Source organism: Haemophilus parainfluenzae, assembly GCF_003252755.1.
GTDB classification, from domain to species: domain Bacteria; phylum Pseudomonadota; class Gammaproteobacteria; order Enterobacterales; family Pasteurellaceae; genus Haemophilus_D; species Haemophilus_D parainfluenzae_N.
This window is the reverse complement of sequence record NZ_QEPT01000004.1, coordinates 98,769-122,796: the sequence shown is the minus strand read 5'-3', so window position 1 is coordinate 122,796 and position 24,028 is coordinate 98,769. Positions and strand designations below refer to the sequence as shown.

Below are 24,028 nucleotides of genomic sequence, written 5' to 3'. Positions count from 1 at the left end.
ATTAGTTTTTATAAGTATAAACGATTACGGGTTGCCCATTGATCGTTTTTTGTAATTTTGTTTTTAATTGATTAATATCCGCTTGCTCCGTTAATGGACCAAAATGGATTTCGTAGTTTTGCCTATTTTGATTAATTTCAGTTTTGATGTCGTCTAGTGCGAGTTTTGTGATGATGCTTTCTGCTTGATTTTTTGACGATAGAGCGAGTAGTTTTAGCTTGAAGACAGTTTTTGCATCGTTTGTTCTTTCTAAGTTTTGATTTTTTTTTTCGTTATTTTTATTGATAACTAAACGGTCACTGGCTTCTTGCGTTTTAGCATGCTTAGCGAGTGTTTTTGCTCCTGCACCTGAAATTTGACCTTCATGATCCACGTGTAAGGCTTCAATTCTTACTTGTCCTGTACCACGAGCAATAAGGCCTAATTCTTTCGCAGCCGAATGGGATAAGTCAATGATACGTTTCTCACTGAATGGGCCGCGATCATTAATTCGCACAATCACTTTACGATTGTTATGCAAGTTTGTGACAACTGCATAAGAGTTTAACGGCAACGTTTTATGGGCTGCAGTGAAAAGAGCCGAATTATAGCGTTCACCATTAGCTGTTTTACGACCATTAAATTTATGGTGGTAATAACTTGCTGTCCCTTCTTTTGAATAGGACTTTGCCTCATCACCTTGTGTTGTGTATGTTTTACCATTCACTTCATAGCTTTGTGGCGCTTGAACGGTCGTAGTAATCGACAGTGAATCTCCTTGAATACCATACATTTTTTGCGTATCGGCAAAAGCAGAAAAACTTGAGCTGCTTATCAAGGTAAAAAGTGCGGTCGTTTTTAAGATGTTTTTTAATGTCATACTTATTACTTTCAAGATTATCGGTGCTCTTCATAAGAAAGCCAAAAGGGAAATTAGTTCCCTTTCATAAAGCGAGGTTTGTGAGTATGAATGGACATCACTAAACCAAAGCTTGCCATGATGGCGACATATGAGGTACCGCCGTAGCTAAAGAGTGGTAAAGGCACCCCTACAACAGGCAAAATGCCACTCACCATACCAATATTCACGAAGACATAAACGAAGAATATCAGTGTGGTTGCGCCCGCAAGAATACGCCCGAAAGAGGTTTCTGCATTTACCGCAATTATTAAGCCACGGATAATAATAAACAAATAAATTGCCATCAGAATAAGAAAACCGACCATTCCATGTTCTTCACTCATCACGGCAAAAATAAAATCAGTGTGTGGTTCAGGCAAAAATTCTAATTGGGATTGTGTCCCTTGCATCCATCCTTTGCCAGATATACCGCCTGAACCGATGGCAATTTTGGATTGCAAAATATGGTAACCCGCCCCAAGGGGATCTTTCTCGGGGTCAAGTAAGGTTAATACACGCATGCGTTGGTAGTCATGCATTAAATACATCCACATGATAGGAATAAATGCCGCTAATCCAACTACAGCAGCAAGAATAAGCCACCAACTCATCCCTGCTAAGAATACCACGAATAAGCCCGATGCACTAACCAGAATTGATGTACCTAAGTCTGGTTGAATAGCCACAAGTAAAGTTGGCACAATAATCATGGCGATAGCAATAAAGGTTTCGCTCATTTTCGGTGGTAATGGACGGTTACCTAAATATACCGCTACCATTAATGGTACCGCGAGTTTGACAATTTCAGAAGGCTGAAAGCGAATAAATCCCAGATCTAGCCAACGTTGTGCTCCTTTACTGGTTGTTCCGATAGCATCAACCAAGATCAGCATGATAAAACCCACCAAATATAAGTAAGGAGCGAGTCGCTGATAAAATTTAGGGGGAAGTTGCGCCATAATCATCATGACAGTAAAACCTAATATGATCTGAATGATACGATTTTGGAACATCACTTCACTGGCACCAGATGCACTATAAAGCACAAGCATGCCATAGGCTGTAATAGCGGCTAATCCAATAAATAATAAAAAATCAATATGTAAGCGTTGCCATAATCGCAAGCATAGAGGCACTTTTTCTTCCATTATTCATTCTCACTTGGTTGAGATTCTAGTGCTGGCGCATCTAAATCAGTTTGGTTCGTCTTTTTCTCTTTTTCAGCATTTTCTAGACGTTCAATTTGCGGCAAGCGTTTATTCAAGTAGAAATCCATAATTTGCCGTACAATTGGCGCCGCATTACTTGAACCACCGCCCGCGTTTTCTAAAATAATGGTGACAACTAATTTTGGATCTTCATAAGGCGCATAAGCCGTGAACCAAGCATGGTCATGTAGTTCTTTTTTTAACCCAGCGGCATTATATTTTTGGTTTTCCTTTAAGCTGAACACTTGTGCTGTGCCGGATTTCCCTGCTACATGGTAATTCGTGCCGATAAAAGCTTTTCGCCCTGTCCCTGCACCTGAATTTACTACATTGAACATCCCGCGCTTAGCGGCATCCCAATAAGCTTGTTTTGGATCGGTAATATCTTCATATAAAAGCGGGTCTTGATACGGTTCAATGGTGGCACCTTCAACTGATTTCATTAAATGTGGCGTATGAATTTTACCGTTATTGACCACAATAGAGGTCGCTTTTGCCACTTGTAATGGTGTCGCTGTCCAATACCCCTGCCCAATACCCACTGAGATTGTATCGCCCTGTACCCAAGGTTTTTTGTAACGTTTTTGTTTCCATTCTTTACTCGGCATATTGGCCGTGGCTTCTTCTTGAATTTCGATACCAGTAGGCATACCAAACCCAAAACGCTTCATCCACATGGAAAAACGATCAATACCTAAATTAAAGGCGGTTTGATAGAAGAAGGTATCCGATGATTCAGTAATGGCTTTGTTTAAATCCGTATAGCCATGCCCTGTTTTTTTCCAATCTCGGAAACGTTTTGTTGAGTTTGGTAATGTCCAGTAGCCTGGGTCAAAAATCGTGGTATTAGGTGTAATCACCCCTTCAGTTAATGCGGCAACAGCAACGAATGGTTTTACCGTAGAGGCCGGTGGATACACCCCTTGCGTCGCACGACTGTAAAGCGGTCGAGTAGGGTCTTCGAGTAAACGTTTATAATCACTAGAAGAAATGCCATCGACGAATAAATTATTGTCATAACTTGGTGTTGAAACCATCGCTAATACACTGTTATCTTTCGGGTCAAGCACAACAACAGCGCCTTTTTGACCTGAAAGAAGCGACATAATAAAGCGCTGAAGGGTAAAATCGATGGTCAGATGAATACTTTTACCCGCGGTGGCTGGTTGCTCACGTAATTTACGAATAACTTTACCACGGTTATTAATTTCAACCTCTTCAAAACCGGTTGTACCATGGAGTTGTTCTTCGTAATAACGCTCAATACCCAGTTTTCCCATGTCCGTAGAGCCGGAATAGTTAGCAAATTTTTCTTCTTTTTTCAGGCGTTCAACATCTCGGTCATTAATGCGTCCCACATAACCTAAAATGTGAGTCATGGCTTCGCCATATAGGTAATTTCGTTTGAAATAAGGGCGAACATCAAGACTTGGATATTTATACTGGTTTACTGCAAAACGGGCAATTTGTTCTTCCGTTAAACTTGGTTTGAGTAAAATCGGCGTATAACGTGTACCGCGACGACGTTCTTTTTTGAAATGCTCAATGTCTTCATCAGTTAACCCTACAACATAGCGCAATTCTTCAAAAGTGCGGTCTAAATTTTCTGTTTTTTCCGGCACGATATATAAACCGAAAAAGGTGAGGTTTTCTGCCAGTAATTCGCCGTAACGGTCGTAAATTAATCCACGAGTAGGAGGAAGCGGAAGTAATTTAATACGGTTACCATTAGAGCGAGTTTGATACATGTCGTAATTCACCACCTGTAGATGGTAAATATTGGCAAATAGCACGCCACTTAGGGCTAAAATACCGATGAATGCTACCAATGTTCGACGTGCAAACAAGTTCCGTTCTGCTTTTTTATCGCGGATCGGTTCATTAGTTGGTGCAGAAAAGAATTTTTTTAAATTCATCGGTAATGTAATACGTTATTCTCTGTGATAAGGATGGTTTGTTGTCAGTGACCACGCGCGGTATAAACTTTCTGCCACGATAACTCGCACTAATGGATGGGGCAGTGTGAGTGGTGACAGTGACCAACTTTGTTCTGCTGCCGCTTTGCATTCAGGGGATAAGCCTTCTGGCCCGCCAATAAGCAAGCACACATCACGACCATCATTTTTCCAACCTTCTAATTGCTCAGCAAGTTGTGGTGTTGTCCAAGGTTTGCCTGGGATATCTAATGTGACTACTTTGCCTTTTCCGCAAGCAGCGAGCATTGCTTTGCCTTCTTGCTCTAAGATGCGTTTAATATCCGCATTTTTTCCACGCTTTCCCGCAGGGATTTCAATGAGTTCAAAAGGCATGTCTTTGGGAAAACGACGTTGATATTCTTCAAATCCGGTGGTAACCCAAGCCGGCATTTTTGTGCCCACTGCAATTAATGTGATTTTCATCCTTTTCCCTTTTAAAACACCGTCAAAATTGACCGCACTTTATGCCCAAAGTTTTTCTAATTGATACATTTCACGTGCATCGCGCTGCATAATGTGAACGATGGTTTGACCGAGATCAACCACGATCCAATCCGCTGTATTACGACCTTCTTCACCAAAGGTTTCATAACCGGCTTTTTTACATTCTGCAATAAGGTTATCGGCCATAGCTGCGACTTGGCGGCTAGATGTGCCGGTACAAATAATCATATTTTCAGTAATCGATGATTTGCCTTTTACATCAAAATGCACAATTTCAGTGCCTTTTAAATCATCGAGTTTATCAATTACAAATTCAACTAATGACATTTCTTTTCCTATCTAAATAAAGCGATGAATTCTATCATTGAATGAAGGAAAGGGGTAGGCTTGGGGCCGATTTTATTTGAATTGTTTTATGGTCGTAATGCTGCTTAGTAATAAAACTTGGGGCAGCTATTCTGCCCCAAGTTTGAAGGAGTTAAACCCATAATAGAATGGCTAATAATTGCGGTGAAATAATTCGCAAGAACATTGTGAGCGGATAGACTGTCGCATAGGAGAGTGCTGCGGCACCGCTTCCTTCTTTTAGTTCGTTTGCGAAAGCGAGCGCTGGAGGATCAGTCATCGACCCCGCCAATAAACCACAAAGAGAAAGATAATTTAATTTCGCATATAATCGGGCAATCACACCGACAATGATTAATGGAATAAGCGTAATAAAAATACCATATCCCATCCATTCAAGACCAGAACCATGAGTGAGTGTGTCAACAAAGCTACCGCCAGATTTTAAACCGACTACAGCGAGGAAGAGCACTATACCAATTTCTCGCAATGCCAAGTTCGCACTCGGTGGCATAAACCAATAGAGTTTGCCTATAGAACCAATTCGAGCCAAGATTAACGCGACAACTAATGGCCCGCCCGCTAGCCCTAATTTCAATGCCACAGGGAAGCCTGGAATATAGAAAGGAATGGAACCGAGTAATACCCCTAAGCCAATCCCAATAAATACTGGCAACATTTGTACTTGTAACAGTTTCTGTTTGGCGTTCCCGATCACTGAAATTGCTTGGTTGAGAATATCAGTTTTACCCACCATGTGTAATACATCACCAAATTGAAGTGTTGTATGTGCAGTTGGTACTAATTCGACACCTGCTCGGTTTAAACGTGAAATGACTACACCGTATTTTTGATGAATGCCGAGATGACGAATTTGTTTTCCGAGCACTTTTTCATTTGTCACGACCACTCGCTCAGAACGAATTTCTCCACTTAAGCTTGCGACTGGAACATCAACTTCTTCCCCGATAATCAGATGCATTTTTTTCAAGCCTTCAGGGTTACCAACTAAATGTAAAATATCATCAAGCTGAACATTGGTATCCGCTTTCGGCACAATAACAAGCTCACCTCGTTTCAATCGAGAGCAGACGACATCTTCATCATCAAAACCTGGAATTTCAATCAAATGGATACCGTTGAGATTGGTATTGGTGACTCTTAGAGATAGGCTTTTGAGCGCTTCTTTATCGTTACCTGTTTCTTTTTCAAAATTTGCTGCTTCTTCATCCACTTTAATTTTAAAGAAAAGACGAATAAGCCACATAGAAAGCAAAATGCCACAAATCCCAAAAGGATAGGCCATCGCATAGGCCATCCCCATATTAGACGTCGTTTGCGACATCCCTAATTCAGAAAGAATTTGCTGACCCGCACCGAGAGATGGCGTATTGGTGACAGCACCAGAGTAAATACCAAGCGTCACATCAAGAGGAATATCTACAAGCTTATAAATGAGAGTCGTCACGAGTGCACCGAGTGCAACGATTAAGATCCCTAATCCATTTAAAGTTAAGCCTGATTTTCGTAAGGATGCAAAAAATCCGGGACCGACTTGAATACCTATCGTATAAACAAACAGAATTAACCCGAATTCTTGTACGAAATGTAACGTATGGCTATCCAGTTTTATGCCATATTGCGTGGTAAAATGGGCAACGAAAATACCACCGAATAGCACGCCACCAATACCTAGCCCTACACCTTTAATTTTAAAATGCCCGATCCATAGACCAATGATGGCAACTAAGGCAAGTAAACCAATGGTAATCGCAGTTTCACTCATGTCGACCTCTAATTTATTAAAAATTTAACTATTTTGGATTATATCAACTTGATTTTTTACCCGCTTGTGACAAAGTCAAAAAATGTTATCTTCATCACATTTTTTCTTGCTTAAAAATAAACACCGCCTAAAATGACCGCACTTTTTAAATTTTATAGGTTGATTATGGATTACGCTCAAGAAGCCATTAATTCACTTTTATGGATAGTAAAAACATTAGCGATGACGGCTGTTGTGTTTAGCTTTGGTATTTTCTTATTAGTCCGTTTTACCCATTGGGGAAAACAATTTTGGCAATTTGCTGGTGGGTATCTTTCACCACGCCGAAGTATTAAACCTTTGCTATTTTTCTTATTAATTGTGGCGATGACATTGGTTAGCGTGCGTATTAGCTTGGTGCATTCCGAGTGGTATAACAATATGTACACATCCTTGCAGGAATTTAATGAACCTGTATTTTGGGATCAAATGGTACTGTTTTGTGTGATTGCGACAAGTTCAGTGATTGCCGCATTACTTAGCTACTATTTAGAACAACGTTTTTCTATTGATTGGATTGAATGGCTAAACGGTCAGTTAGTGGATAAATGGATGGGGGACCGCGCGTACTATAAAACCCAGTATGTGTCTGCCAACTTAGATAACCCCGATCAACGTATTCAACAAGATGTGCAATCCTATGTTAGAACCACGCTTTCTTTAAGTACAGGAGTGATTGATGCCGTCACCTCCATGATTTCTTATACGATCTTATTGTGGGGATTAGCGGGGTCAATGATGGTATTTGGTACTGAAATTCCACGCATGATGGTGTTCTTGGTCTTCGCTTATGTGATTATTACTACCGCGATAGCATTCCGTTTGGGACGTCCGTTAATTATGTTGAATTTCGTCAACGAACGTTTAAACGCTAACTATCGTTATTCTTTAATTCGTATCAAGGAATATGCGGAAAGTGTGGCATTTTATGCCGGTGAGAAAGTTGAGCGTAGTCAGCTTTATAAACAATTTAGTGCGGTGATCAATAACATGTGGGATATTGTTTATCGAACTTTAAAATTCTCTGGTTTTAACTTAGTAGTTAGCCAAGTTTCTGTTGTGTTTCCTTTGCTTATTCAAGTCGGTCGCTATTTTGAGAAGCAAATTAAACTTGGTGATCTGATGCAAACGCTACAAGTATTTGGTAAGTTGCATTCCAATCTTTCGTTCTTCCGTAATTCTTACGATGGTTTTGCCGGATACAAAGCCACATTGGATCGTTTGACCGGCTTTGGTTATGCGATTGATATGGCGAATCGTCAATCTACGTCGCATTTACACGAACATGAAACTGACGTGATCTTTAAGGATTTAAGCATCAGTAATCCATTTGGAAAAACCTTAATTGAGAATTTAAATTTGACGCTGCCACAAGGTTCAACCCTATTAATTCAAGGTAATTCAGGCGTGGGTAAAACCACGTTGTTGAGAACTGTGGCAGGGCTTTGGGCATATTCTGAAGGAGATGTGTATTGTCCAACTCACCAACTTTTCTTATCGCAAAAGCCTTATTTACCGCAAGGTAGTTTGTTAACGGCACTGGCTTATCCGAATGAAGAAAAGACCTTTAATCGTGATGAGATGATTGAGGTATTAAAACGAGTGTCTTTAGGCCATTTACAAGATCGTTTAGAGCAAGAGCAAGATTGGACACGTATTCTATCACTTGGTGAGCAACAACGTTTGGCTTTTGCTCGTTTGCTGTTACACAAACCGAAAGTCGCATTCCTAGACGAAGCCACGGCGAGTATGGATGAAGGCTTAGAAGATACGATGTATCATCTATTAAAAGAACGCTTACCTTATACAACCGTTATTAGCGTGGGACATCATTCAACCTTACAAGCTTTCCATCAGCAGCAATTGATGATTTTAGGTAACGGCAAGTGGCAATTCACTGACCGAAATCTCGTATAAAATACAACTAGAATTGACCTCACTTACCTTGCTTGAAAAAATAGTAGGGGAAGTGTGGGCGATCAAATTAAAAAATCCTGTTATCAAACTCGATTTTTTGATACATTTAGCACAATTTTTTTCTATGCTCAGAAATGAGTAATTTTTCACCAAACTAATGACGGAATTCTTATGTTATTCAAAAAAATTCGTGGTTTATTTTCAAATGATCTTTCTATCGATCTAGGTACAGCAAATACATTAATTTACGTGAAAGGCCAAGGTATCGTACTTGATGAGCCTTCAGTAGTGGCAATTCGTCAAGACCGTATGGGTGCATATAAAAGCATTGCGGCAGTAGGTAAAGAAGCAAAACAAATGCTTGGTCGTACACCAAAAAGCATTGTGGCAATTCGTCCGATGAAAGATGGTGTAATTGCCGATTTCTCTGTGACTGAAAAAATGTTGCAATATTTTATTAAACAAGTACATAGCGGTAACTTTATGCGTCCTAGCCCGCGCGTGCTTGTTTGTGTACCGGCTGGTGCAACTCAAGTTGAACGTCGTGCAATCAAAGAATCGGCATTAGGTGCAGGTGCTCGTGAAGTGTATTTAATTGAAGAGCCAATGGCTGCTGCAATCGGTGCAAATTTGCCGGTTTCTACAGCGATCGGTTCAATGGTGATTGATATCGGTGGTGGTACCACTGAAGTGGCGGTGATTTCTTTAAACGGTATCGTGTACTCATCCTCTGTTCGTATTGGTGGTGACCGTTTTGATGAAGCGATCATCTCTTATGTTCGTCGCACTTTTGGTTCTGTGATTGGTGAACCAACTGCAGAGCGTATCAAACACGAAATTGGTACAGCTTACATTCAAGAAGGCGATGAAATTTTAGAAATGGAAGTGCACGGTCACAATCTTGCTGAAGGTGCGCCTCGTTCATTTAAATTAACCTCTCGTGATGTACAAGAGGCTCTTCAACAACCATTAAATGGTATTGTTGCAGCTGTGCGTACAGCGCTTGAAGAATGTCAACCAGAACACGCCGCAGATATTTTCGAACGCGGTATGGTATTAACGGGTGGTGGTGCTTTATTACGCAACATTGATGTATTGTTATCAAAAGAATGTGGCGTACCAGCAATCATCGCAGAAGAACCATTAACTTGCGTAGCTCGTGGTGGTGGTGAGGCAATCGAAATGATTGATATGCACGGCGGCGATATTTTCAGCGACGAAATTTAATCTCTAAAAGTGCGGTTAGAAAAATCGGCGTTTTAATTTGTCTGATTTTTTGACCGCACTTTTCCTTTCAACCCTAGGACAGTGAATGAAACCCATTTTTGGTAAAGCACCACCATTAGGTATCCGACTCACATTAGCGGTGATTGCTTCGATGACACTCATTTTAGTTGATGGGCAAACCTCATCAATGACGAAGGCGCGTAGTGTCATGGAAACTGCCGTGGGGGGCTTGTATTACCTTGCGAATGGGCCAAGAACAGTTCTAGATGGTGTATCAAGTAACTTGGTGGATACCAACAAACTGCTTATTGAAAATAAAGTATTGCGTGAGCAGTTGCGTGAGAAAAATGCCGATCTTTTATTATTGGACCAACTCAAGGTAGAAAACCAACGTCTTCGTTTACTTCTTAATTCGCCTTTACGTACCGATGAATATAAAAAGATTGCAGAAGTGCTTACAGCTGAAACCGATGTATATCGTCAACAAGTGGTGATTAATCAAGGAGAGCGAGATGGTGCTTATGTCGGTCAACCCGTAATTGATGAAAAAGGGATGATTGGACAGATTATATCTGTGGGCGAAAATACGAGCCGAGTATTGCTTTTAACGGATGTGACTCATTCAATTCCAGTACAAGTTTTACGTAATGATGTTCGTGTGATTGCGAGTGGTACAGGACACTCTGATGAGCTTACCTTAGATAATGTACCTCGTTCCGTGGATATTGAAAAAGGCGATTTATTAGTAACTTCGGGTTTGGGCGGACGTTTTGTAGAAGGCTATCCTGTGGCAGTCGTACAAAGCGTGTCTCGTGATGGCTCAAATTACTTTGCAACGGTGAAAGCGAAACCTTTGGCTGAGTTAGATCGTTTACGTTATCTGCTTTTACTTTGGCCGAGCAATCTTGATATGTCGAAAGTCAAATCTATGTCACCGGAAGAAGTGCGTCGTCTTGTACAGCAGCGTTTGGAAAGCCAAGCTCATGAAGCAAAACATTCTGTGAGAAAAACCAAAATTATGGATGATCAATCGGATAGCTCTCAACCACATACAGGAAAAGAAATCGTGGATCCTGAAATTCCGACCACAATGCCTCAACAAGAGGAACCGGTTTCTCCAGAGCAACAAGAACATAGGGATGAAGACTAATGCAAGGGCGTTTTATTTTTCAATGGGCGACCATTTTATGCTTTTTTGTTGTGGCATTAGTGATGGAGTTAGCGCCATGGCCAGCAGGCTTTCAAGCCTTTAAACCTTCTTGGTTGATTTTAGTCTTGCTTTACTGGACCCTTGCTTTACCTGATAGAGTAAGCATTGGTTTGGCATTTTTACTCGGAGTTTTATGGGATATTGTGCTAGGCTCTATTTTAGGCGTGCATGCGCTGGTACTTTCTATTACCTTCTATTTTGTTTCTAAATATTACTTAATGTTGCGTAACCTTTCCTTGTGGTTTCAAAGCTTATTAGTACTTCTTTTCGTTTTTGTCATTCGAGTGGCTATTTTCTTGGTTGAATTTTCTTTGCATGGTGCATTTTTTAATTGGCAGGAAATCTTTGGTGCTGTTGCATCTGGCATCTTATGGCCTTGGGTATTCTTATTGATGCGTACTGCGCGTCGAAGAGTTGGATTGCATTAATCATAAAAAAGCTGATGAAGAAGTTCATCAGCTTTTCTTTTTAGTTTTTACGACGATAGTTTGTTTTTCTCGTCGAAGTATTTCTCGTTTGGGACGTAGAATGGTGCTTTAAACGATAAGGTTTTGGAATATCACTAATCAATGAATTCGGGTCATATTGACTGACAGGAATAGAATGACTAATGTATTCTTCAATTGCCGGTAAATTCATCGCATATTCTTCACAAGCAAAGCTGATAGACACACCACTTTCACCTGCTCGACCAGTACGACCAATACGGTGAACGTAATCTTCTCGATCATCGGGTAAATCAAAGTTGAAGACATGAGTCACGTCTGAAATATGCAATCCACGCGCCGCAACATCAGTTGCCACGAGAATATCGAGCTCACCATCTGTAAATTGTTTGAGCAATGAAAGACGTTTTTTCTGTGCCACATCACCCGTGAGTAATCCAACACGATGGCCATCTGCTGCTAAATAGCCCCAAATTTCTTCACATTTATGTTTAGTGTTCGCAAAAACAATACAACGCTCCGGCCATTCCTCTTCCATTAATGTCAGTAAGAGAGGGATTTTGTCTTCATTTGACGGATAGAAAAGTTCCTCTTTAATTCGATGTCCCGTTTTTTGTTCTGGTTCAATTTCAATGTATTCTGGGGAATTCATATCTTCAAAGGCAAGTTCGCGCACTTTGTAAGAGAGTGTAGCAGAAAAGAGCATGGTGAGGCGTTCTTGCGGAGAAGGACACTTGCGTAATAAATAACGAATATCACGAATGAATCCTAAATCAAACATACGATCCGCTTCGTCCAATACCACGACTTGAATGTCATCTAAACGAATAATGCCTTGTTTAACATAATCAATCACACGACCAGTAGTGCCAATTAAAATATCTACACCGGCTTCGATAGCTTTGAGCTGTTTATCATAGCCATCTCCACCATAAGCAAGTGCGGTTCGTAATCCACTTGTTTTAGCTAATAATTCTGCATCATTATTAATTTGCACAGCCAGTTCACGGGTTGGTGCAAGAATTAATGCGCGAGGTTGAGAGGTGGCAAAATCAGGTTGATGTGTTAATAAGTGATGAAAGGTTGCCGTTAAAAATGCCATGGTTTTACCCGTGCCGGTTTGCGCTTGGCCGGCAACATCTTTTCCTTGTAACGTGATAGGTAATGATAATGCTTGAATCGGGGTACAATATTCAAACCCCTTGTCTTGTAGGGCTTTTTGTACGATAGGATGTAATGGAAGATCAGCAAATCGCTGCTGGCTTAAATAATTTTCTTGCATGATAAATAATGGTTCTCAGAAATAAATAGGGCTAAGGATAGCACGAAGTCGGAAAAATATCCTTAAAAATGACGAGCTTATTAATAAGATTAAGCTTGTGATTGAGCTGATTGGGTTCGTTCCCATTTTCTTGCGATATAGCTACAAGTTGGGTGCAATGTCAGCTTTTTAGCTTGGATAAAATGAATTAAGGCTTGATAGAGTTTGTCCGCCACACCTTGTCCTCGAAGAGAATCATCAACAAACGTGTGATTAGCATTAATGGTATCGGGTGTTTCATAAAAATAGGTGAGTTTTGCGATTTTCTTGCCTTGTTCATCGAGTAAGAAAAACTCGCCCTGTTTACCATTATCATGATGCTGAAGACTCATTTGATACTCCATTCATCACTGAGATTGGGATCCATGGCAAAATCAGCAGTATCACTTGGAATGGCTTTTTCTTCTGCAGCCCATTCGCCTAAATCAATGAGTTGGCAGCGTTTGCTGCAAAAAGGGCGAAATTGACTTTCCTGCGTCCAAGGCACTGGCTTTTGACATGTTGGGCAGGGTACTTCAAAAATTTCATCTGACATCTTTCTTTCTCGATTCACTTAAATAAAATTGGTGCAATTCTAGCACTTTTTGTTTTAAGTGCGGTAAGTTTTCTGGCAATTTTGCATCATTTGAAATGATATCATCCGCCCATTTTAATCTTTCTTCTCGGCTGACTTGTGCATTCATAATAGCTTGAATTTGCTGAATATTATTATGATCTCTCGATGATGCACGAGCGAGTTGAGTCTCAGGTTTAACATCGATAACAAGTATGCGATCGCAAAGCGTGGTGAGCTTGTTTTCAATAAGCAGTGGAACGACAAACAAGGTATAAGGAGCGGTCTGAGCATTTAACTGTGCTAACATTCTTTCTCGAATAGCAGGATGTAATAAATGATTGAGCCAGTTTTTCTCATTTTCGTCTGCAAATACTTTTTTTCGTAGCTCAGCTCGATTTAATTCGCCTTCTTCAGTCAAAATCGATTTTCCAAAGTGCTCAGCAATTTGAGCAAGTAGCGGCGAGCCTTTTTCAACCACTTCTCTTGCCACAATATCGGCATCAACAATAGGGACACCAAGTTCAACAAAAAGATTTGCAATTGTGCTTTTTCCACTACCGATGCCGCCAGTGAGGCCCACAATATAAGTCATAAGATTCCTTGCTACTTGATTTAGAGGGGATGTTTCGCATCTATCCTTTAAATATAATATTTTCCAATGTTGCCAATATATTACATTTATAAGGTTATTGCACTGGTGACGATTAACGATATGCAAAGAAAGGGCGCAAAAGGTAAAACAGGTTTACGAGAAATCCAATAGACTATTATGCCTAATAGACAGGCAATGAATAAGAAAAGTGGTAAGTATTCGATGGTGAGATAAGTGCCGATTCCCAAAGCGAGCCAATAATCGCCACGACCTAACGCTTCCTTCTTATAAAACCATTTAGACAAATGATAGATGATATAAAAAACACTGAAAAAACTAACCGCACTTTCTAAACTTTGAGAAAGCGTCAGAATTGAAAATTCTTGATGTGCGCCGAATAGCCCCAGGAAAAATAAAAATAGGCAAGGTGTTGGTGAAATCAGTTGATAATGCCAGTCTAGCCAACTGATAACAAAGATGAGACTAAGCGTAATCGCGAGCCATAAAGTAAACAATTCATCCTGAAGAAAATAATCGAGTACAGCAAAACAGAGTCCGAATCCTAAAAAATAACGAAAAATATGACCACACTTTTGAGATTGAATCAATGCTTTTTCGCTATGGAAAATAGGCCTGTTTTCGGGATAAAGTTCGACATAGTTCTGATAAATTTCTTGTTGAAGGTTAGGAATAAAACGATCAATATAAAACCAAGCAAAGATGCCCGCTAAACCACCCAATAAGAAAAAGGCGAATGTCATCATTGGATTACCGAACCCATATTAAAAATTGGCAGATACATCCCCATCATTATGATACCAATTAAACTACCAATAATGAGCATCATTAATGGCTCTAAAAGTTGGGAAAGTAAATCAATTTGATGATTAAGCTTTTCTTGATAGTTGTCAGCAATATGGCGCAACATCAACGCAAGTTTTCCACTTTTTTCGCCAATTTGTAGCATTTGCTGCGCTTCCATTGGGAAAAGATGGCTACTGACGCTTTCTGAAAATGGATAACCTTGAGAAACCCACTGTAAAATTGACCGCACTTCTTGTTGTAGCAGGATATCGCCTTTTAAAGTACGTTGTGTTTGCCAGGTTTGCTGTTTGGGAAGAAAACTATTTAACGCAGGCGTTAAGGCTACACCGGATTGAAGCATTAATTGCAGATTATGGCTAAAACTGATTAAACGAGAAAGGCAAATGATATTGCCCCAAATTGGCATGCGACTAATCAGTGCATTCTTTTTTTGATTTAGCCAAAGAGAATGTTTTAATGCCATCTTTAGCATAAAAATAGCGAAAATACAGACAATCATCAAGGCGATAAAATGATGTTGTAGGAATTGAGACATGGCTAATAACACAGCAGTTAATGTAGGCAGTTCAGCGGAGTTTTCACCATACATTTCAGCAAATTGTGGTACAACGAAGAGTAATAAAATCAACGTAAGTGAAAGCGAAATACCTAATACCATGGCGGGATAAAGCATAATTTTTTGTAATTTTCGTTGAAGCGTTAATGATTGCGTTCGACGTTCTGCAATTTTAGTACATACCTCCGCCAGTTTTCCTGTCATTTCCCCCACTTGAATGAGCTGAATTTCTTGAAAATTTAAATACTTTCCTTGTATTTCCAAGCTTTGTGAAAACGGAAGACCACTTTCAATTAACTCAATTAAGGCACCAAGCCACTGATGCAAACCCAATTGTGTGCAGTTGTCTTGCAAAATATGTAATGCATTTTTTAATGGAATGGCGGAACTGAGTAATGTAGCCAGTTGATTCAATAAAGCACTAATTTCTGCATTTTTAGGTTTTTGATTAAGTTGCCAATCTTGTTGCAAGCGAATGTGGCTAAAACCTTTTGCAATTAACAGAAATTGTGCAGCTTGTTTAGATTGTGCAACAAGACTGCCTTTTTGCCATTGTTGCCGCTGATCATAGGCTTGAAAATAAAAGAGTTTTTGCTTTGCCATAAAGATTCCTATTTTTTGCCTAACACGCGTTGAATTTCGGCGAGATCGGTGATGCGATCTTTTACTTTTTCTAATGCGCTTTGATAAAGTGAGTCAAAATCAGTTTGGTAACGGTTATTTTCGCATTGTAAAAATTGATACACCCCAATACGCCCTCGATATCCCTGATGACAATCGCAAGAATCACTAAAATGTTCACCGCATTTTAAGCAACATTTACGCACCAATCTCTGTGCGATAACTAATAAGAGACTGTTTTCAATTTCATGAGATTGAATGCCTAATTGTTGTAAGCGTGAAATCGCTGAGATGGCATCGTTGGTATGTAAGGTAGAAAGTACTAGATGGCCGGTTTGAGCGGCTCTTAATGCCATTAATGCACTTTCTTCGTCTCGAATTTCACCAAGCATTATAATGTCGGGGTCTTGTCGTAAAAATGTACGAAGTAATCGACTAAAATCTAAACCGATTTGCGGATTTACTTGAGTTTGAATGATGCCTTCTAATTCAATTTCAACAGGATCCTCTGCCGTCATAATGTGTTTATCTGATGTGTTGAGCCATTGAAGTGCGGTATAAAGCGAGATACTTTTTCCACTTCCTGTTGGTCCAGTTACAAGAATTAAACCTTGAGGTTGGCTGAGCGCGTGTTGAAATTGGATTTGTTGCTTTTGTGTCATGCCAAGTTCAGCAAAACTTAACTGAACTGGTTTATTTTGTTGTAATCGTAATACCGCTTTTTCTCCCCAATGTGTGGGCAAGGTAGAAAGGCGGAAATCTAAAATATCGGAGAACGTGGTTTTGAATTGAAAGCGGCCATCTTGTGGTAGCCGAGTTTCACTGATATCCAGTTTAGCTAAGAGTTTTAAACGAGAAATCACACGATTGGCGAACGCTTTACTGATTACCGGCTGTGGCTGTAGTACGCCATCAATACGCAAACGAATTAAGAGTCCACTTGGCTGAGTTTCTAAATGAATATCGGAGGCATTTTTTTGTAGGGCTGTTTCAAAAATACTATTTAATAATTGAATAACGGGTTCATCTTCATTAGATAAATTAGCAGCGTTTTCGTCTTCAGAATGATGATAAAACGTTGTTTGGTCTTCTACTTGATTGGCTTTAGGGGCAAGGGATTGTAAAAGTTGTTTGAGTTGAGTCGTTTCAAATAAAATCGGTTCAACTAATTTTCCACTTAAAAAAGCAAAGGTTTCACAAGCTGCAAGATTATTTAGCGAATCCACCGCAAGCCATAAATGGTGTTCGTCTTCTTTAAGAGGGAGAGCAAAGTAACGCAACAGTAAAGCTTGTTGCTGTTGGTTTTGTTGCCAATATTGTGGCGAGATATGATAAATCTCGCCATTTTTTGCGATTGCTTGATGGGCCATGTTTCGCTATTTGGTAGGAGAGCAGAAACCCGCAGGGAATAAATCCGCATTGCTTGGGCAAGCGGTTGTCCAGGTAACACCTGATGAGGTTGAGCCTGTCGCCGTTAAAGAATAACTGATCCCATCTAATGCACCATTTCCTGTTACCGTAATCACACCCGATTTCGTGGTAATGGATTTAACATAACCTTTTGCAGTAGTGATGTCTGCTGCAATGCCATTTGAACCACCAGAACAGTTTGTCGGGGCATTGGTGCTATAGACACATAACTCCACATCAGATTTATAAGGTGCCGAAGCTTGTAACAATTCGGAGATAGCCGCTTTTTTGGTATAATTTTGATAAGACGGAATGGCGATCGTCGCGAGAATAGCAATAATCGCAATCACGATCATCAATTCAATTAACGTAAAACCTTTATGTAAAGGTTTAGAAAAAGTCAGTTTCATTAAATTAAATTTCCTTTTGGTTGAATAAAAAAATGCCAGGATTGGCTGCAACATTGTGTAAAAGGGAAAAATGAAAGTGAAACTGACCGCACTTCTTTTGCGATCTCGATCGCAAAAATAAAATTTAATCGCAGAAAAACAGATGAATAAGATAAAAAATGGCTGGTTAAGCCAGGCAAGAAAAGTGATTTCACCACATTTTGATGAACGTCCTGATGTAGAGGATATTTCATTACTCGTCATTCATTACATCAGTTTGCCGCCAGAACAATTTGGTGGGGGATATGTAGATGATTTTTTCCAAGGTAAACTCGATCCAACCATCCATCCCTATTTTGAGGAAATTTATCAATTTCGCGTGTCTGCCCATTGTTTAATTGAACGGGATGGTAAGGTGACACAATATGTCAGTTTCGATGACAGAGCATGGCATGCAGGGCTTTCTTGCTTTGAAGGACGCGATAAATGTAATGATTTTGCGATTGGGATTGAGCTAGAGGGCAGTAATGAACAACCTTTTACAGCGGAGCAATATCAGGCACTTGCTGAATTAACACGAGATATCATGCAGGCGTACCCGAAAATAACGCTCGATCGTATCGTTGGGCATTGCGATATTTCGCCTGGTCGTAAGATCGATCCTGGTCAATATTTTGAATGGGAACGCTATTTAGCGTTAGTCAAAAAAGGCTTGGATGAAAAATAACCACTAAAATTTTTACTTGAATGTGAATAAGATGATTTCTGTGAATAAGCGTTATCTTCATGAAATTAAAGATAAAATTTCTTCTCAAAAATCGATGGTAAAATGCTAAGAAGAGTTATGCAACAGTCACCATTTGCTCAATCACAATTTTATCCACAGAAATATTGAATAACTCACAGCTGTTATTTTTTCATCAGACAAGATATGTTTAAATTAAAAAATGGCTGAATTTTTGACCGCACTTTGATGAGAAAAAGTGCGGTCATTTTTTTCGAGAAATTTTTGAGCAAATATTATTTAAAAATGAAAAAAGTGAAGTGAGAAAAGCTGTTTTTGATCTTTATACACAGTTAAATTTAGACTATCCAAGCGTTACCCACAGAGTTATCCACAATAGGGTAAATATGCCCATTCGGTTGATAAAAAAGCGAATTTATGAAACAATCTGCAAATTATTTTTGTACAAAATTTAAGGTGAACGATAGTGATCGATTTTGATGGCTACCGTCCAAATGTAGGCATTGTCATTTGTAATCGCAAAGGGCAGGTGCTTTGGGCTAAACGATACGGGCAGAATTCGTGGCAATTCCCGCAAGGTGGAATTAACGATAATGAAAGTGCCGAACAAGCCATGTATCGTGAATTATATGAAGAGGTTGGTTTGCAACCCAAAGATGTGAAGGTGCTTTACGCGTCTAAACATTGGTTGCGTTATAAGCTGCCGAAAAGATTGCTGCGTTATGACAGCAAACCCGTGTGTATTGGGCAAAAACAACGTTGGTTTTTGTTGCAATTAGTGGGTGATGAAAAAAATATCAATATGAACACGACAAAATCACCCGAATTTGATGGTTGGCGTTGGGTGAGTTTTTGGTATCCCGTACGTCAGGTTGTGTCCTTTAAGAAAGATGTTTATCGCAAAGCGATGAAAGAGTTTGCTCAAGTGATGTTTGGCAACGAAAAAACATTGCTTGAAAATACGCAAGAGCATGAGACAAATAAACCTTATCATGCGCCGCGTAAAAATGGTTTTTCTAAATATCAAAAACGTTCATCTTATAAATCAAGGGGGCAATAATGCTCACTTTTATTCTACTTTGTTTACTTGTCGGGTCTGTTGTTGGTTTTCTTGCGGGATTATTTGGCATTGGTGGTGGGTTAATTATCGTCCCTACCTTGGTTTATTTATTGCCGATGGTAGGCGTACCTGAACCCTTGCTGATGTCCACCGCATTAGGGACTTCATTTGCAACTATTGTGATTACCGGATTTTCTTCTGCACAGCGTCATCATAAACTAGGCAATATAGTTTGGAGTGCAGTTAAAGTATTGGCACCGATGATCATGATTTCGGTCTTTATCTCTGGTTTGTTTATTGGCAAACTTGATCGTGATGTATCAGCCAAAATCTTTGCCTGTTTAGTCGTATATTTAGCGGCAAAAATGGTGATTTCTATTAAGAAAAACACAGGGAAAACCAAACCTTTAACAACACAAGCATCTGTTATCGGTGGTATTTTAATTGGGATGGCATCAAGTGCAGCAGGCGTTGGCGGTGGTGGTTTTATCGTGCCATTTTTAAATTCCCGCGGGATTGATATGAAAAAATCTATCGGTTCTTCCGCATTCTGTGGCGCGCTTCTTGGTTTATCTGGCATGTTTAGTTTTATGGTGAGTGGTTGGGGTAATCCTTCCATGCCAGATTATTCCCTAGGTTATGTTTATTTGCCTGCCGTGCTTGGTATTACGGGCACTTCATTCTTCACTTCTAAACTAGGGGCAACCGCAACCTCCAAGCTCCCTGTCCCAACCTTGAAAAAAGGCTTTGCCTTACTATTAGTTGCGATTGCAGTTGATATGTTTATGAAATAAGGAATGTTATGAATTCAGAATTTTTGATGCTTCCGCATTTTGATCCGACTATTTTTACTTTTGGTAATAGCAATATAGGGCTGCGTTGGTATGGTTTAATGTATTTATTAGGCTTTATCTTTGCTCGTTGGCTAGCGGTTCGTCGTGCCAATCAACCAAATAGTGGTTGGACAGTCGATCAAGTGGATACGTTACTTTTTAATGGCTTTATGGGCGTGTTCTTAGGTGGTCGCATTGGGGATGTTTTCTTCTATAATTTCGATCATTTTGTGCAAGATCCGCTGTATTTATTTCGTGTTTGGGAAGGGGGAATGTCATTCCATGGTGGATTAATTGGGGTGATTATCTCAATGATTTGGACCTCTTATTCTCAAAAAAGAAGCTTTTGGCAAACGGCAGATTTTGTGGCGCCCTTGATTCCATTTGGCTTAGGGATGGGACGAATTGGTAACTTCATCAATTTAGAACTTTGGGGACGAGAAACTGAAGTCCCTTGGGCTATGATTTTCCCAAATGATCCATTGTTGCTGCCTCGCCATCCTTCACAGCTTTATGAAGCATTCTTAGAAGGTTTCGTGTTGTTTATTATTCTGAATGTCTTTATTAAAAAGCCTCGTCCTGTGGGTTCGGTGGCTGGATTATTCCTTGTTGGTTACGGGATTTTCCGTTTTATTGTTGAATATGTTCGTGAGCCCGAAGTAGAGTCTTTCTTAGGCATCATGACACGTGGACAAGCGCTTTGTTTGCCGATGATTATTGGCGGTGGGTTAATTATGGCATGGGCATACAATCGCTCGAAAAGTGCGGTTCATTAGTAAGGAGTTTTTTATGAAACAATATTTAGATCTTTGCCGACGTATTGTAAATGAGGGTGAGTGGATTGCTAATGAGCGTACTGGTAAGCGTTGCCTTACAGTGATTAATGCGGATTTAGAATATGATGTTGCTAATAATCAATTCCCCTTAATTACCACGCGAAAAAGCTATTGGAAAGCGGCAATTGCGGAGTTTTTAGGTTATATTCGTGGTTATGATAATGCGGCAGATTTCCGTAAACTTGGCACCAAAACATGGGATGCCAATGCCAATGAAAATGCCGCTTGGCTTGCCAATCCACATCGTAAAGGCACCGATGATATGGGCCGCGTCTATGGTGTACAAGGTAGAGCATGGCGTAAACCGAATGGCGAAACCATCGATCAACTTCGTAAAATTGTGAATAATTTAAGTCGAGGTATTGATGATCGTGGCGAAATCCTGACTTTCTTCAATCCAGGCGAATTTGATTTGGGTTGTTTGCGTCCTTGTATGCACACTCACACATTTTCCTTAGTGGGCGATACATTGCACTTAACCAGTTATCAGCGTTCTTGTGATGTGCCACTTGGCTTAAACTTCAATCAAATTCAAGTTTTTACTTTCCTTGCATTAATGGCGCAAATTACTGGTAATAAACCGGGTAAGGCATATCATAAAATTGTAAATGCGCATATTTATGAAGACCAACTAGAGTTAATGCGTGATGTGCAATTAAAACGTGAACCATTCCCGTCACCACAATTAGAAATTAATCCTGATATTAAAACCCTTGAAGATCTTGAAACTTGGGTAACAATGGATGATTTCAAGGTGGTGGGCTATCAATCTCACGAACCAATCAAATATCCTTTCTCTGTTTAGGCGTTTAACGTGCGGTCAGATTTAGACGAGAAATTTATGCAACACGCTCTGATGCTTGCCGATCGTGCAGAAGCACTCGGTGAGATTCCTGTCGGGGCGGTGTTGGTGGATGATGAAGGAAATATTCTCGGTGAAGGCTGGAATTTATCTATCATTGAAAATGATCCGACCGCTCACGCTGAAATTGTAGCCTTACGCAATGCAGCAAAAAATATTCAAAATTATCGTCTGCTCAATACCACACTCTATATCACCCTTGAGCCTTGTACCATGTGTGCTGGCGCGATTTTGCATAGCCGTATTAAACGTTTAGTCTTCGGTGCATCAGATTATAAAACGGGGGCTGTAGGTTCTCGCTTTCACTTCTTTGATGATTATAAAATGAATCATACGTTAGAAATTACCTCTGGCGTGCTGGCAGAAAAGTGCGGTCAGAAATTGAGTGATTTTTTTAAAAAAAGACGAGAGCAGAAAAAGGAAGAAAAGCGGGAAAAGAATCTCCCGCTTGATGTTGAATCACAATCTTAAACTTGCCAATCAATTTCAGTTAAACTATTTTGCTTTAAATATTCGTTAGTTTTAGAAAAATGATGACATCCTAAAAAACCACGATGTGCAGAAAGTGGAGAAGGATGCGTGGCAGTTAAAACATAATGACGATTGCGATCAATAAATTGCCCTTTTTTCTGCGCATGACTTCCCCAAAGTAAAAACACTATTTTTTCACGGTGTTCATTAAGTGCTGCAATTACTTGGTCTGTAAAGATTTCCCAACCAAATTTAGCGTGTGAATGTGCCATGCCACGTTCTACGGTCAGCACGGTGTTAAGTAGCAGCACACCTTGCTCCGCCCATTTCACCAAGTAGCCATGATTTGGCATTTGAAAACCAGGAATATCGTTAGCCAATTCTTTATACATATTCAGTAGAGAAGGGGGAATTGTAACCTCAGGTTTCACCGAAAAAGCTAAACCGTGCGCTTGATTTGGGCCATGATAGGGATCCTGTCCTAAAATGACGACTTTCACTTCATCAAATGCCGTATATTTAAAGGCATTAAACACTTCGTCTTGTGGTGGGTAAATGGTTTTTCCGGCTAGTCGTTCTTGATGCACTTGCTGTAGAATGTGTTTAAAGTAAGGTTTTTCTTTCTCTTTACCGATAACATCTGTCCAGGTTTTCATTCTGTATTTCCTTATTGGATAAGCTTTGACATATTATAAATGAAATTGCTTAGAAAGGCTTTACCTAAGAGTGATGTTAATATCTTGTTAAATTAGAAGGTGTATTGAGGCCTTATTTCGAGAGAAATATTAATCTAGATCAATTTTTAAAAATTAGTCAGAAAAAAGAACCTGTTTTAGGTCAAAATTAATTGAATTCTTCAAATAGTTTGATAAAATTTGCACAGTTTAATAAATATACAACCGCCAAATTAGGAGGCACTTTATGATCAAAGGTATTCAAATTACTCAAGCAGCAAATGACAATCTTTTAAACTCATTCTGGTTATTAGACAGCGAAAAAAATGAAGCTCGTTGTTTATGTGCAAAAGCTGAATTCGCAGAAGACCAAGTAGTAGCAGTAAGCGAATTAGGCCAAATCGAATACCGTGAATTACCGGTAAACGTAGCACCAACTGTTAAAGTTGAAGGTGGTCAACACTTAAACGTGAACGTATTACGTCGTGAAACGTTAGAAGATGCAGTAAACAACCCGGATAAATACCCACAATTAACTATCCGTGTTTCTGGTTACGCAGTACGTTTCAACTCTTTAACACCAGAACAACAACGCGACGTTATTACTCGTACTTTCACTGAAAGCCTATAATTTCAGTTTGAATGAAAAAAGAAACCCCGAAGTAATTCGGGGTTTTGTTTTATCTAAAAGGTTTGAAAATTTGACCGCACTTTTCCCTTTCATCCCTAGCGATTTTCGCGCTTTTCAGGTACAATCCGCCAGTTAAATTTAATGATTTTTGAGAAAACTAATCTATTT

At 39.7% G+C, this 24,028-nt stretch carries 26 protein-coding genes; 11 read left to right on the top strand and 15 right to left on the bottom strand.

Annotated features, from left to right (window positions below):
* Window position 1: 1 nt before the first annotated feature.
* The 6 genes from DPV95_RS06560 to DPV95_RS06535 all read right to left on the bottom strand — a co-directional run bounded on the left by DPV95_RS06560 (window position 2) and on the right by DPV95_RS06535 (window position 6,639).
* Window positions 2-859, bottom strand: coding sequence for a septal ring lytic transglycosylase RlpA family protein (locus tag DPV95_RS06560; protein ID WP_049367148.1), 858 nt, complete (start codon window positions 857-859; stop codon window positions 2-4).
* Between the two features lie 53 nt (window positions 860-912).
* Complete coding sequence (rodA, locus tag DPV95_RS06555; protein ID WP_049367146.1) at window positions 913-2,028, bottom strand: rod shape-determining protein RodA; 1,116 nt, start codon at window positions 2,026-2,028, stop codon at window positions 913-915.
* Window positions 2,028-4,004 carry a penicillin-binding protein 2 gene (mrdA, locus tag DPV95_RS06550; RefSeq protein ID WP_049367143.1) on the bottom strand — a complete coding sequence of 659 codons (1,977 nt, stop codon included), beginning with the start codon at window positions 4,002-4,004 and terminating at the stop codon, window positions 2,028-2,030. Before mrdA ends, rodA begins: the two co-directional genes overlap by 1 nt.
* Window positions 4,005-4,019: 15 nt before the next feature.
* Window positions 4,020-4,487 (bottom strand): 23S rRNA (pseudouridine(1915)-N(3))-methyltransferase RlmH, encoded by a 468-nt coding sequence (rlmH, locus tag DPV95_RS06545; RefSeq protein WP_049367140.1) that lies wholly within the window; start codon window positions 4,485-4,487, stop codon window positions 4,020-4,022.
* A 39-nt stretch (window positions 4,488-4,526) separates the two neighbouring features.
* Window positions 4,527-4,835 carry a ribosome silencing factor gene (gene rsfS / locus DPV95_RS06540; RefSeq protein WP_049367137.1) on the bottom strand — a complete coding sequence of 103 codons (309 nt, stop codon included), beginning with the start codon at window positions 4,833-4,835 and terminating at the stop codon, window positions 4,527-4,529.
* A gap of 151 nt (window positions 4,836-4,986) precedes the next feature.
* Complete coding sequence (locus tag DPV95_RS06535; protein ID WP_049367135.1) at window positions 4,987-6,639, bottom strand: putative transporter; 1,653 nt, start codon at window positions 6,637-6,639, stop codon at window positions 4,987-4,989.
* A gap of 165 nt (window positions 6,640-6,804) precedes the next feature.
* Here DPV95_RS06535 and DPV95_RS06530 point away from each other — a divergent pair, with 165 nt between their 5' ends.
* The 4 genes from DPV95_RS06530 (at window position 6,805) to mreD (ending at window position 11,460) form a co-directional block, all read left to right on the top strand.
* On the top strand, window positions 6,805-8,595 hold the full coding sequence (locus tag DPV95_RS06530; protein WP_049367133.1) for an ABC transporter ATP-binding protein/permease: 1,791 nt from the start codon (window positions 6,805-6,807) through the stop codon (window positions 8,593-8,595).
* A 171-nt stretch (window positions 8,596-8,766) separates the two neighbouring features.
* Complete coding sequence (locus tag DPV95_RS06525) at window positions 8,767-9,822, top strand: rod shape-determining protein (protein WP_005695498.1); 1,056 nt, start codon at window positions 8,767-8,769, stop codon at window positions 9,820-9,822.
* A gap of 85 nt (window positions 9,823-9,907) precedes the next feature.
* On the top strand, window positions 9,908-10,972 hold the full coding sequence (gene mreC / locus DPV95_RS06520; protein ID WP_049367131.1) for a rod shape-determining protein MreC: 1,065 nt from the start codon (window positions 9,908-9,910) through the stop codon (window positions 10,970-10,972).
* Window positions 10,972-11,460 carry a rod shape-determining protein MreD gene (mreD, locus tag DPV95_RS06515; RefSeq protein ID WP_049367127.1) on the top strand — a complete coding sequence of 163 codons (489 nt, stop codon included), beginning with the start codon at window positions 10,972-10,974 and terminating at the stop codon, window positions 11,458-11,460. Before mreC ends, mreD begins: the two co-directional genes overlap by 1 nt.
* 40 nt (window positions 11,461-11,500) lie before the next feature.
* Here the strand turns inward: mreD and rhlB are convergent, their stop codons facing one another.
* The 8 genes from rhlB to ppdD form a co-directional block, all read right to left on the bottom strand.
* Window positions 11,501-12,760 carry an ATP-dependent RNA helicase RhlB gene (gene rhlB, locus DPV95_RS06510; RefSeq protein WP_049367125.1) on the bottom strand — a complete coding sequence of 420 codons (1,260 nt, stop codon included), beginning with the start codon at window positions 12,758-12,760 and terminating at the stop codon, window positions 11,501-11,503.
* An 89-nt stretch (window positions 12,761-12,849) separates the two neighbouring features.
* Window positions 12,850-13,131 carry a GNAT family N-acetyltransferase gene (locus tag DPV95_RS06505; protein WP_032822874.1) on the bottom strand — a complete coding sequence of 94 codons (282 nt, stop codon included), beginning with the start codon at window positions 13,129-13,131 and terminating at the stop codon, window positions 12,850-12,852.
* A complete protein-coding gene (yacG, locus tag DPV95_RS06500; RefSeq protein ID WP_005695505.1) occupies window positions 13,128-13,334 on the bottom strand; it encodes a DNA gyrase inhibitor YacG in 207 nt (68 codons plus the stop codon). Before yacG ends, DPV95_RS06505 begins: the two co-directional genes overlap by 4 nt.
* Window positions 13,324-13,947 carry a dephospho-CoA kinase gene (coaE, locus tag DPV95_RS06495; RefSeq protein WP_005695506.1) on the bottom strand — a complete coding sequence of 208 codons (624 nt, stop codon included), beginning with the start codon at window positions 13,945-13,947 and terminating at the stop codon, window positions 13,324-13,326. The genes yacG and coaE overlap by 11 nt, the downstream gene beginning before the upstream one ends.
* An 86-nt stretch (window positions 13,948-14,033) precedes the next feature.
* Complete coding sequence (locus tag DPV95_RS06490) at window positions 14,034-14,711, bottom strand: prepilin peptidase (protein WP_049367123.1); 678 nt, start codon at window positions 14,709-14,711, stop codon at window positions 14,034-14,036.
* The gene (locus tag DPV95_RS06485; protein ID WP_049367121.1) at window positions 14,708-15,931 is read right to left on the bottom strand and encodes a type II secretion system F family protein; all 1,224 of its coding nucleotides are present in this window, start codon (window positions 15,929-15,931) and stop codon (window positions 14,708-14,710) included. Before DPV95_RS06485 ends, DPV95_RS06490 begins: the two co-directional genes overlap by 4 nt.
* Window positions 15,932-15,939: 8 nt before the next feature.
* Window positions 15,940-17,319, bottom strand: coding sequence for a GspE/PulE family protein (locus tag DPV95_RS06480; protein ID WP_049367119.1), 1,380 nt, complete (start codon window positions 17,317-17,319; stop codon window positions 15,940-15,942).
* Window positions 17,320-17,325: 6 nt separating this feature from the next.
* Entirely contained in the window at window positions 17,326-17,769 is a 444-nt protein-coding gene (gene ppdD, locus DPV95_RS06475) for a prepilin peptidase-dependent pilin (protein ID WP_005697917.1), read from the bottom strand.
* Between the two features lie 142 nt (window positions 17,770-17,911).
* On the opposite strand from ppdD, the gene ampD reads away from it, so the two are divergent.
* The 6 genes from ampD (at window position 17,912) to tadA (ending at window position 22,555) form a co-directional block, all read left to right on the top strand.
* Window positions 17,912-18,475: a 1,6-anhydro-N-acetylmuramyl-L-alanine amidase AmpD gene (gene ampD / locus DPV95_RS06470; RefSeq protein ID WP_005695512.1), complete on the top strand. Its 564-nt coding sequence runs from the start codon at window positions 17,912-17,914 to the stop codon at window positions 18,473-18,475.
* A gap of 484 nt (window positions 18,476-18,959) precedes the next feature.
* Window positions 18,960-19,553: an RNA pyrophosphohydrolase gene (gene rppH, locus DPV95_RS06460; RefSeq protein WP_049379955.1), complete on the top strand. Its 594-nt coding sequence runs from the start codon at window positions 18,960-18,962 to the stop codon at window positions 19,551-19,553.
* Complete coding sequence (locus DPV95_RS06455; RefSeq protein ID WP_111406834.1) at window positions 19,553-20,347, top strand: sulfite exporter TauE/SafE family protein; 795 nt, start codon at window positions 19,553-19,555, stop codon at window positions 20,345-20,347. Before rppH ends, DPV95_RS06455 begins: the two co-directional genes overlap by 1 nt.
* A gap of 8 nt (window positions 20,348-20,355) precedes the next feature.
* Window positions 20,356-21,162: a prolipoprotein diacylglyceryl transferase gene (gene lgt, locus DPV95_RS06450; RefSeq protein WP_049384517.1), complete on the top strand. Its 807-nt coding sequence runs from the start codon at window positions 20,356-20,358 to the stop codon at window positions 21,160-21,162.
* Between the two features lie 13 nt (window positions 21,163-21,175).
* Entirely contained in the window at window positions 21,176-22,027 is an 852-nt protein-coding gene (locus DPV95_RS06445; protein ID WP_049384516.1) for a thymidylate synthase, read from the top strand.
* 9 nt (window positions 22,028-22,036) lie between these two features.
* On the top strand, window positions 22,037-22,555 hold the full coding sequence (gene tadA / locus DPV95_RS06440; RefSeq protein WP_277814258.1) for a tRNA adenosine(34) deaminase TadA: 519 nt from the start codon (window positions 22,037-22,039) through the stop codon (window positions 22,553-22,555).
* Here the strand turns inward: tadA and ung are convergent.
* A complete protein-coding gene (gene ung, locus DPV95_RS06435) occupies window positions 22,552-23,226 on the bottom strand; it encodes a uracil-DNA glycosylase (RefSeq protein ID WP_279386236.1) in 675 nt (224 codons plus the stop codon). The two genes, tadA and ung, sit on opposite strands and share 4 nt — an antisense overlap.
* Window positions 23,227-23,476: 250 nt before the next feature.
* On the opposite strand from ung, the gene grcA reads away from it, so the two are divergent.
* Window positions 23,477-23,860, top strand: a complete 384-nt coding sequence (gene grcA / locus DPV95_RS06430) for an autonomous glycyl radical cofactor GrcA (RefSeq protein WP_005697846.1) — start codon at window positions 23,477-23,479, stop codon at window positions 23,858-23,860.
* Window positions 23,861-24,028: the final 168 nt, after the last annotated feature.

Excerpts from the sequence above, each read along its gene's own strand:
- DPV95_RS06455 (WP_111406834.1), top strand. The coding sequence starts at position 19,553 with ATGCTCACTTTTATTCTACTTTGTTTACTTGTCGGGTCTGTTGTTGGT.
- yacG (WP_005695505.1), bottom strand. The coding sequence starts at position 13,334 with ATGTCAGATGAAATTTTTGAAGTACCCTGCCCAACATGTCAAAAGCCA.
- DPV95_RS06490 (WP_049367123.1), bottom strand. The coding sequence starts at position 14,711 with ATGATGACATTCGCCTTTTTCTTATTGGGTGGTTTAGCGGGCATCTTT.
- rodA (WP_049367146.1), bottom strand. The coding sequence starts at position 2,028 with ATGGAAGAAAAAGTGCCTCTATGCTTGCGATTATGGCAACGCTTACAT.
- DPV95_RS06525 (WP_005695498.1), top strand. The coding sequence starts at position 8,767 with ATGTTATTCAAAAAAATTCGTGGTTTATTTTCAAATGATCTTTCTATC.
- rlmH (WP_049367140.1), bottom strand. The coding sequence starts at position 4,487 with ATGAAAATCACATTAATTGCAGTGGGCACAAAAATGCCGGCTTGGGTT.
- lgt (WP_049384517.1), top strand. The coding sequence starts at position 20,356 with ATGAATTCAGAATTTTTGATGCTTCCGCATTTTGATCCGACTATTTTT.
- ampD (WP_005695512.1), top strand. The coding sequence starts at position 17,912 with ATGAATAAGATAAAAAATGGCTGGTTAAGCCAGGCAAGAAAAGTGATT.
- mreD (WP_049367127.1), top strand. The coding sequence starts at position 10,972 with ATGCAAGGGCGTTTTATTTTTCAATGGGCGACCATTTTATGCTTTTTT.
- mrdA (WP_049367143.1), bottom strand. The coding sequence starts at position 4,004 with ATGAATTTAAAAAAATTCTTTTCTGCACCAACTAATGAACCGATCCGC.
- DPV95_RS06485 (WP_049367121.1), bottom strand. The coding sequence starts at position 15,931 with ATGGCAAAGCAAAAACTCTTTTATTTTCAAGCCTATGATCAGCGGCAA.
- ppdD (WP_005697917.1), bottom strand. The coding sequence starts at position 17,769 with ATGAAACTGACTTTTTCTAAACCTTTACATAAAGGTTTTACGTTAATT.
- coaE (WP_005695506.1), bottom strand. The coding sequence starts at position 13,947 with ATGACTTATATTGTGGGCCTCACTGGCGGCATCGGTAGTGGAAAAAGC.
- DPV95_RS06505 (WP_032822874.1), bottom strand. The coding sequence starts at position 13,131 with ATGAGTCTTCAGCATCATGATAATGGTAAACAGGGCGAGTTTTTCTTA.
- grcA (WP_005697846.1), top strand. The coding sequence starts at position 23,477 with ATGATCAAAGGTATTCAAATTACTCAAGCAGCAAATGACAATCTTTTA.
- DPV95_RS06445 (WP_049384516.1), top strand. The coding sequence starts at position 21,176 with ATGAAACAATATTTAGATCTTTGCCGACGTATTGTAAATGAGGGTGAG.
- DPV95_RS06535 (WP_049367135.1), bottom strand. The coding sequence starts at position 6,639 with ATGAGTGAAACTGCGATTACCATTGGTTTACTTGCCTTAGTTGCCATC.
- mreC (WP_049367131.1), top strand. The coding sequence starts at position 9,908 with ATGAAACCCATTTTTGGTAAAGCACCACCATTAGGTATCCGACTCACA.
- DPV95_RS06480 (WP_049367119.1), bottom strand. The coding sequence starts at position 17,319 with ATGGCCCATCAAGCAATCGCAAAAAATGGCGAGATTTATCATATCTCG.
- rhlB (WP_049367125.1), bottom strand. The coding sequence starts at position 12,760 with ATGCAAGAAAATTATTTAAGCCAGCAGCGATTTGCTGATCTTCCATTA.
- DPV95_RS06560 (WP_049367148.1), bottom strand. The coding sequence starts at position 859 with ATGACATTAAAAAACATCTTAAAAACGACCGCACTTTTTACCTTGATA.
- DPV95_RS06530 (WP_049367133.1), top strand. The coding sequence starts at position 6,805 with ATGGATTACGCTCAAGAAGCCATTAATTCACTTTTATGGATAGTAAAA.
- rsfS (WP_049367137.1), bottom strand. The coding sequence starts at position 4,835 with ATGTCATTAGTTGAATTTGTAATTGATAAACTCGATGATTTAAAAGGC.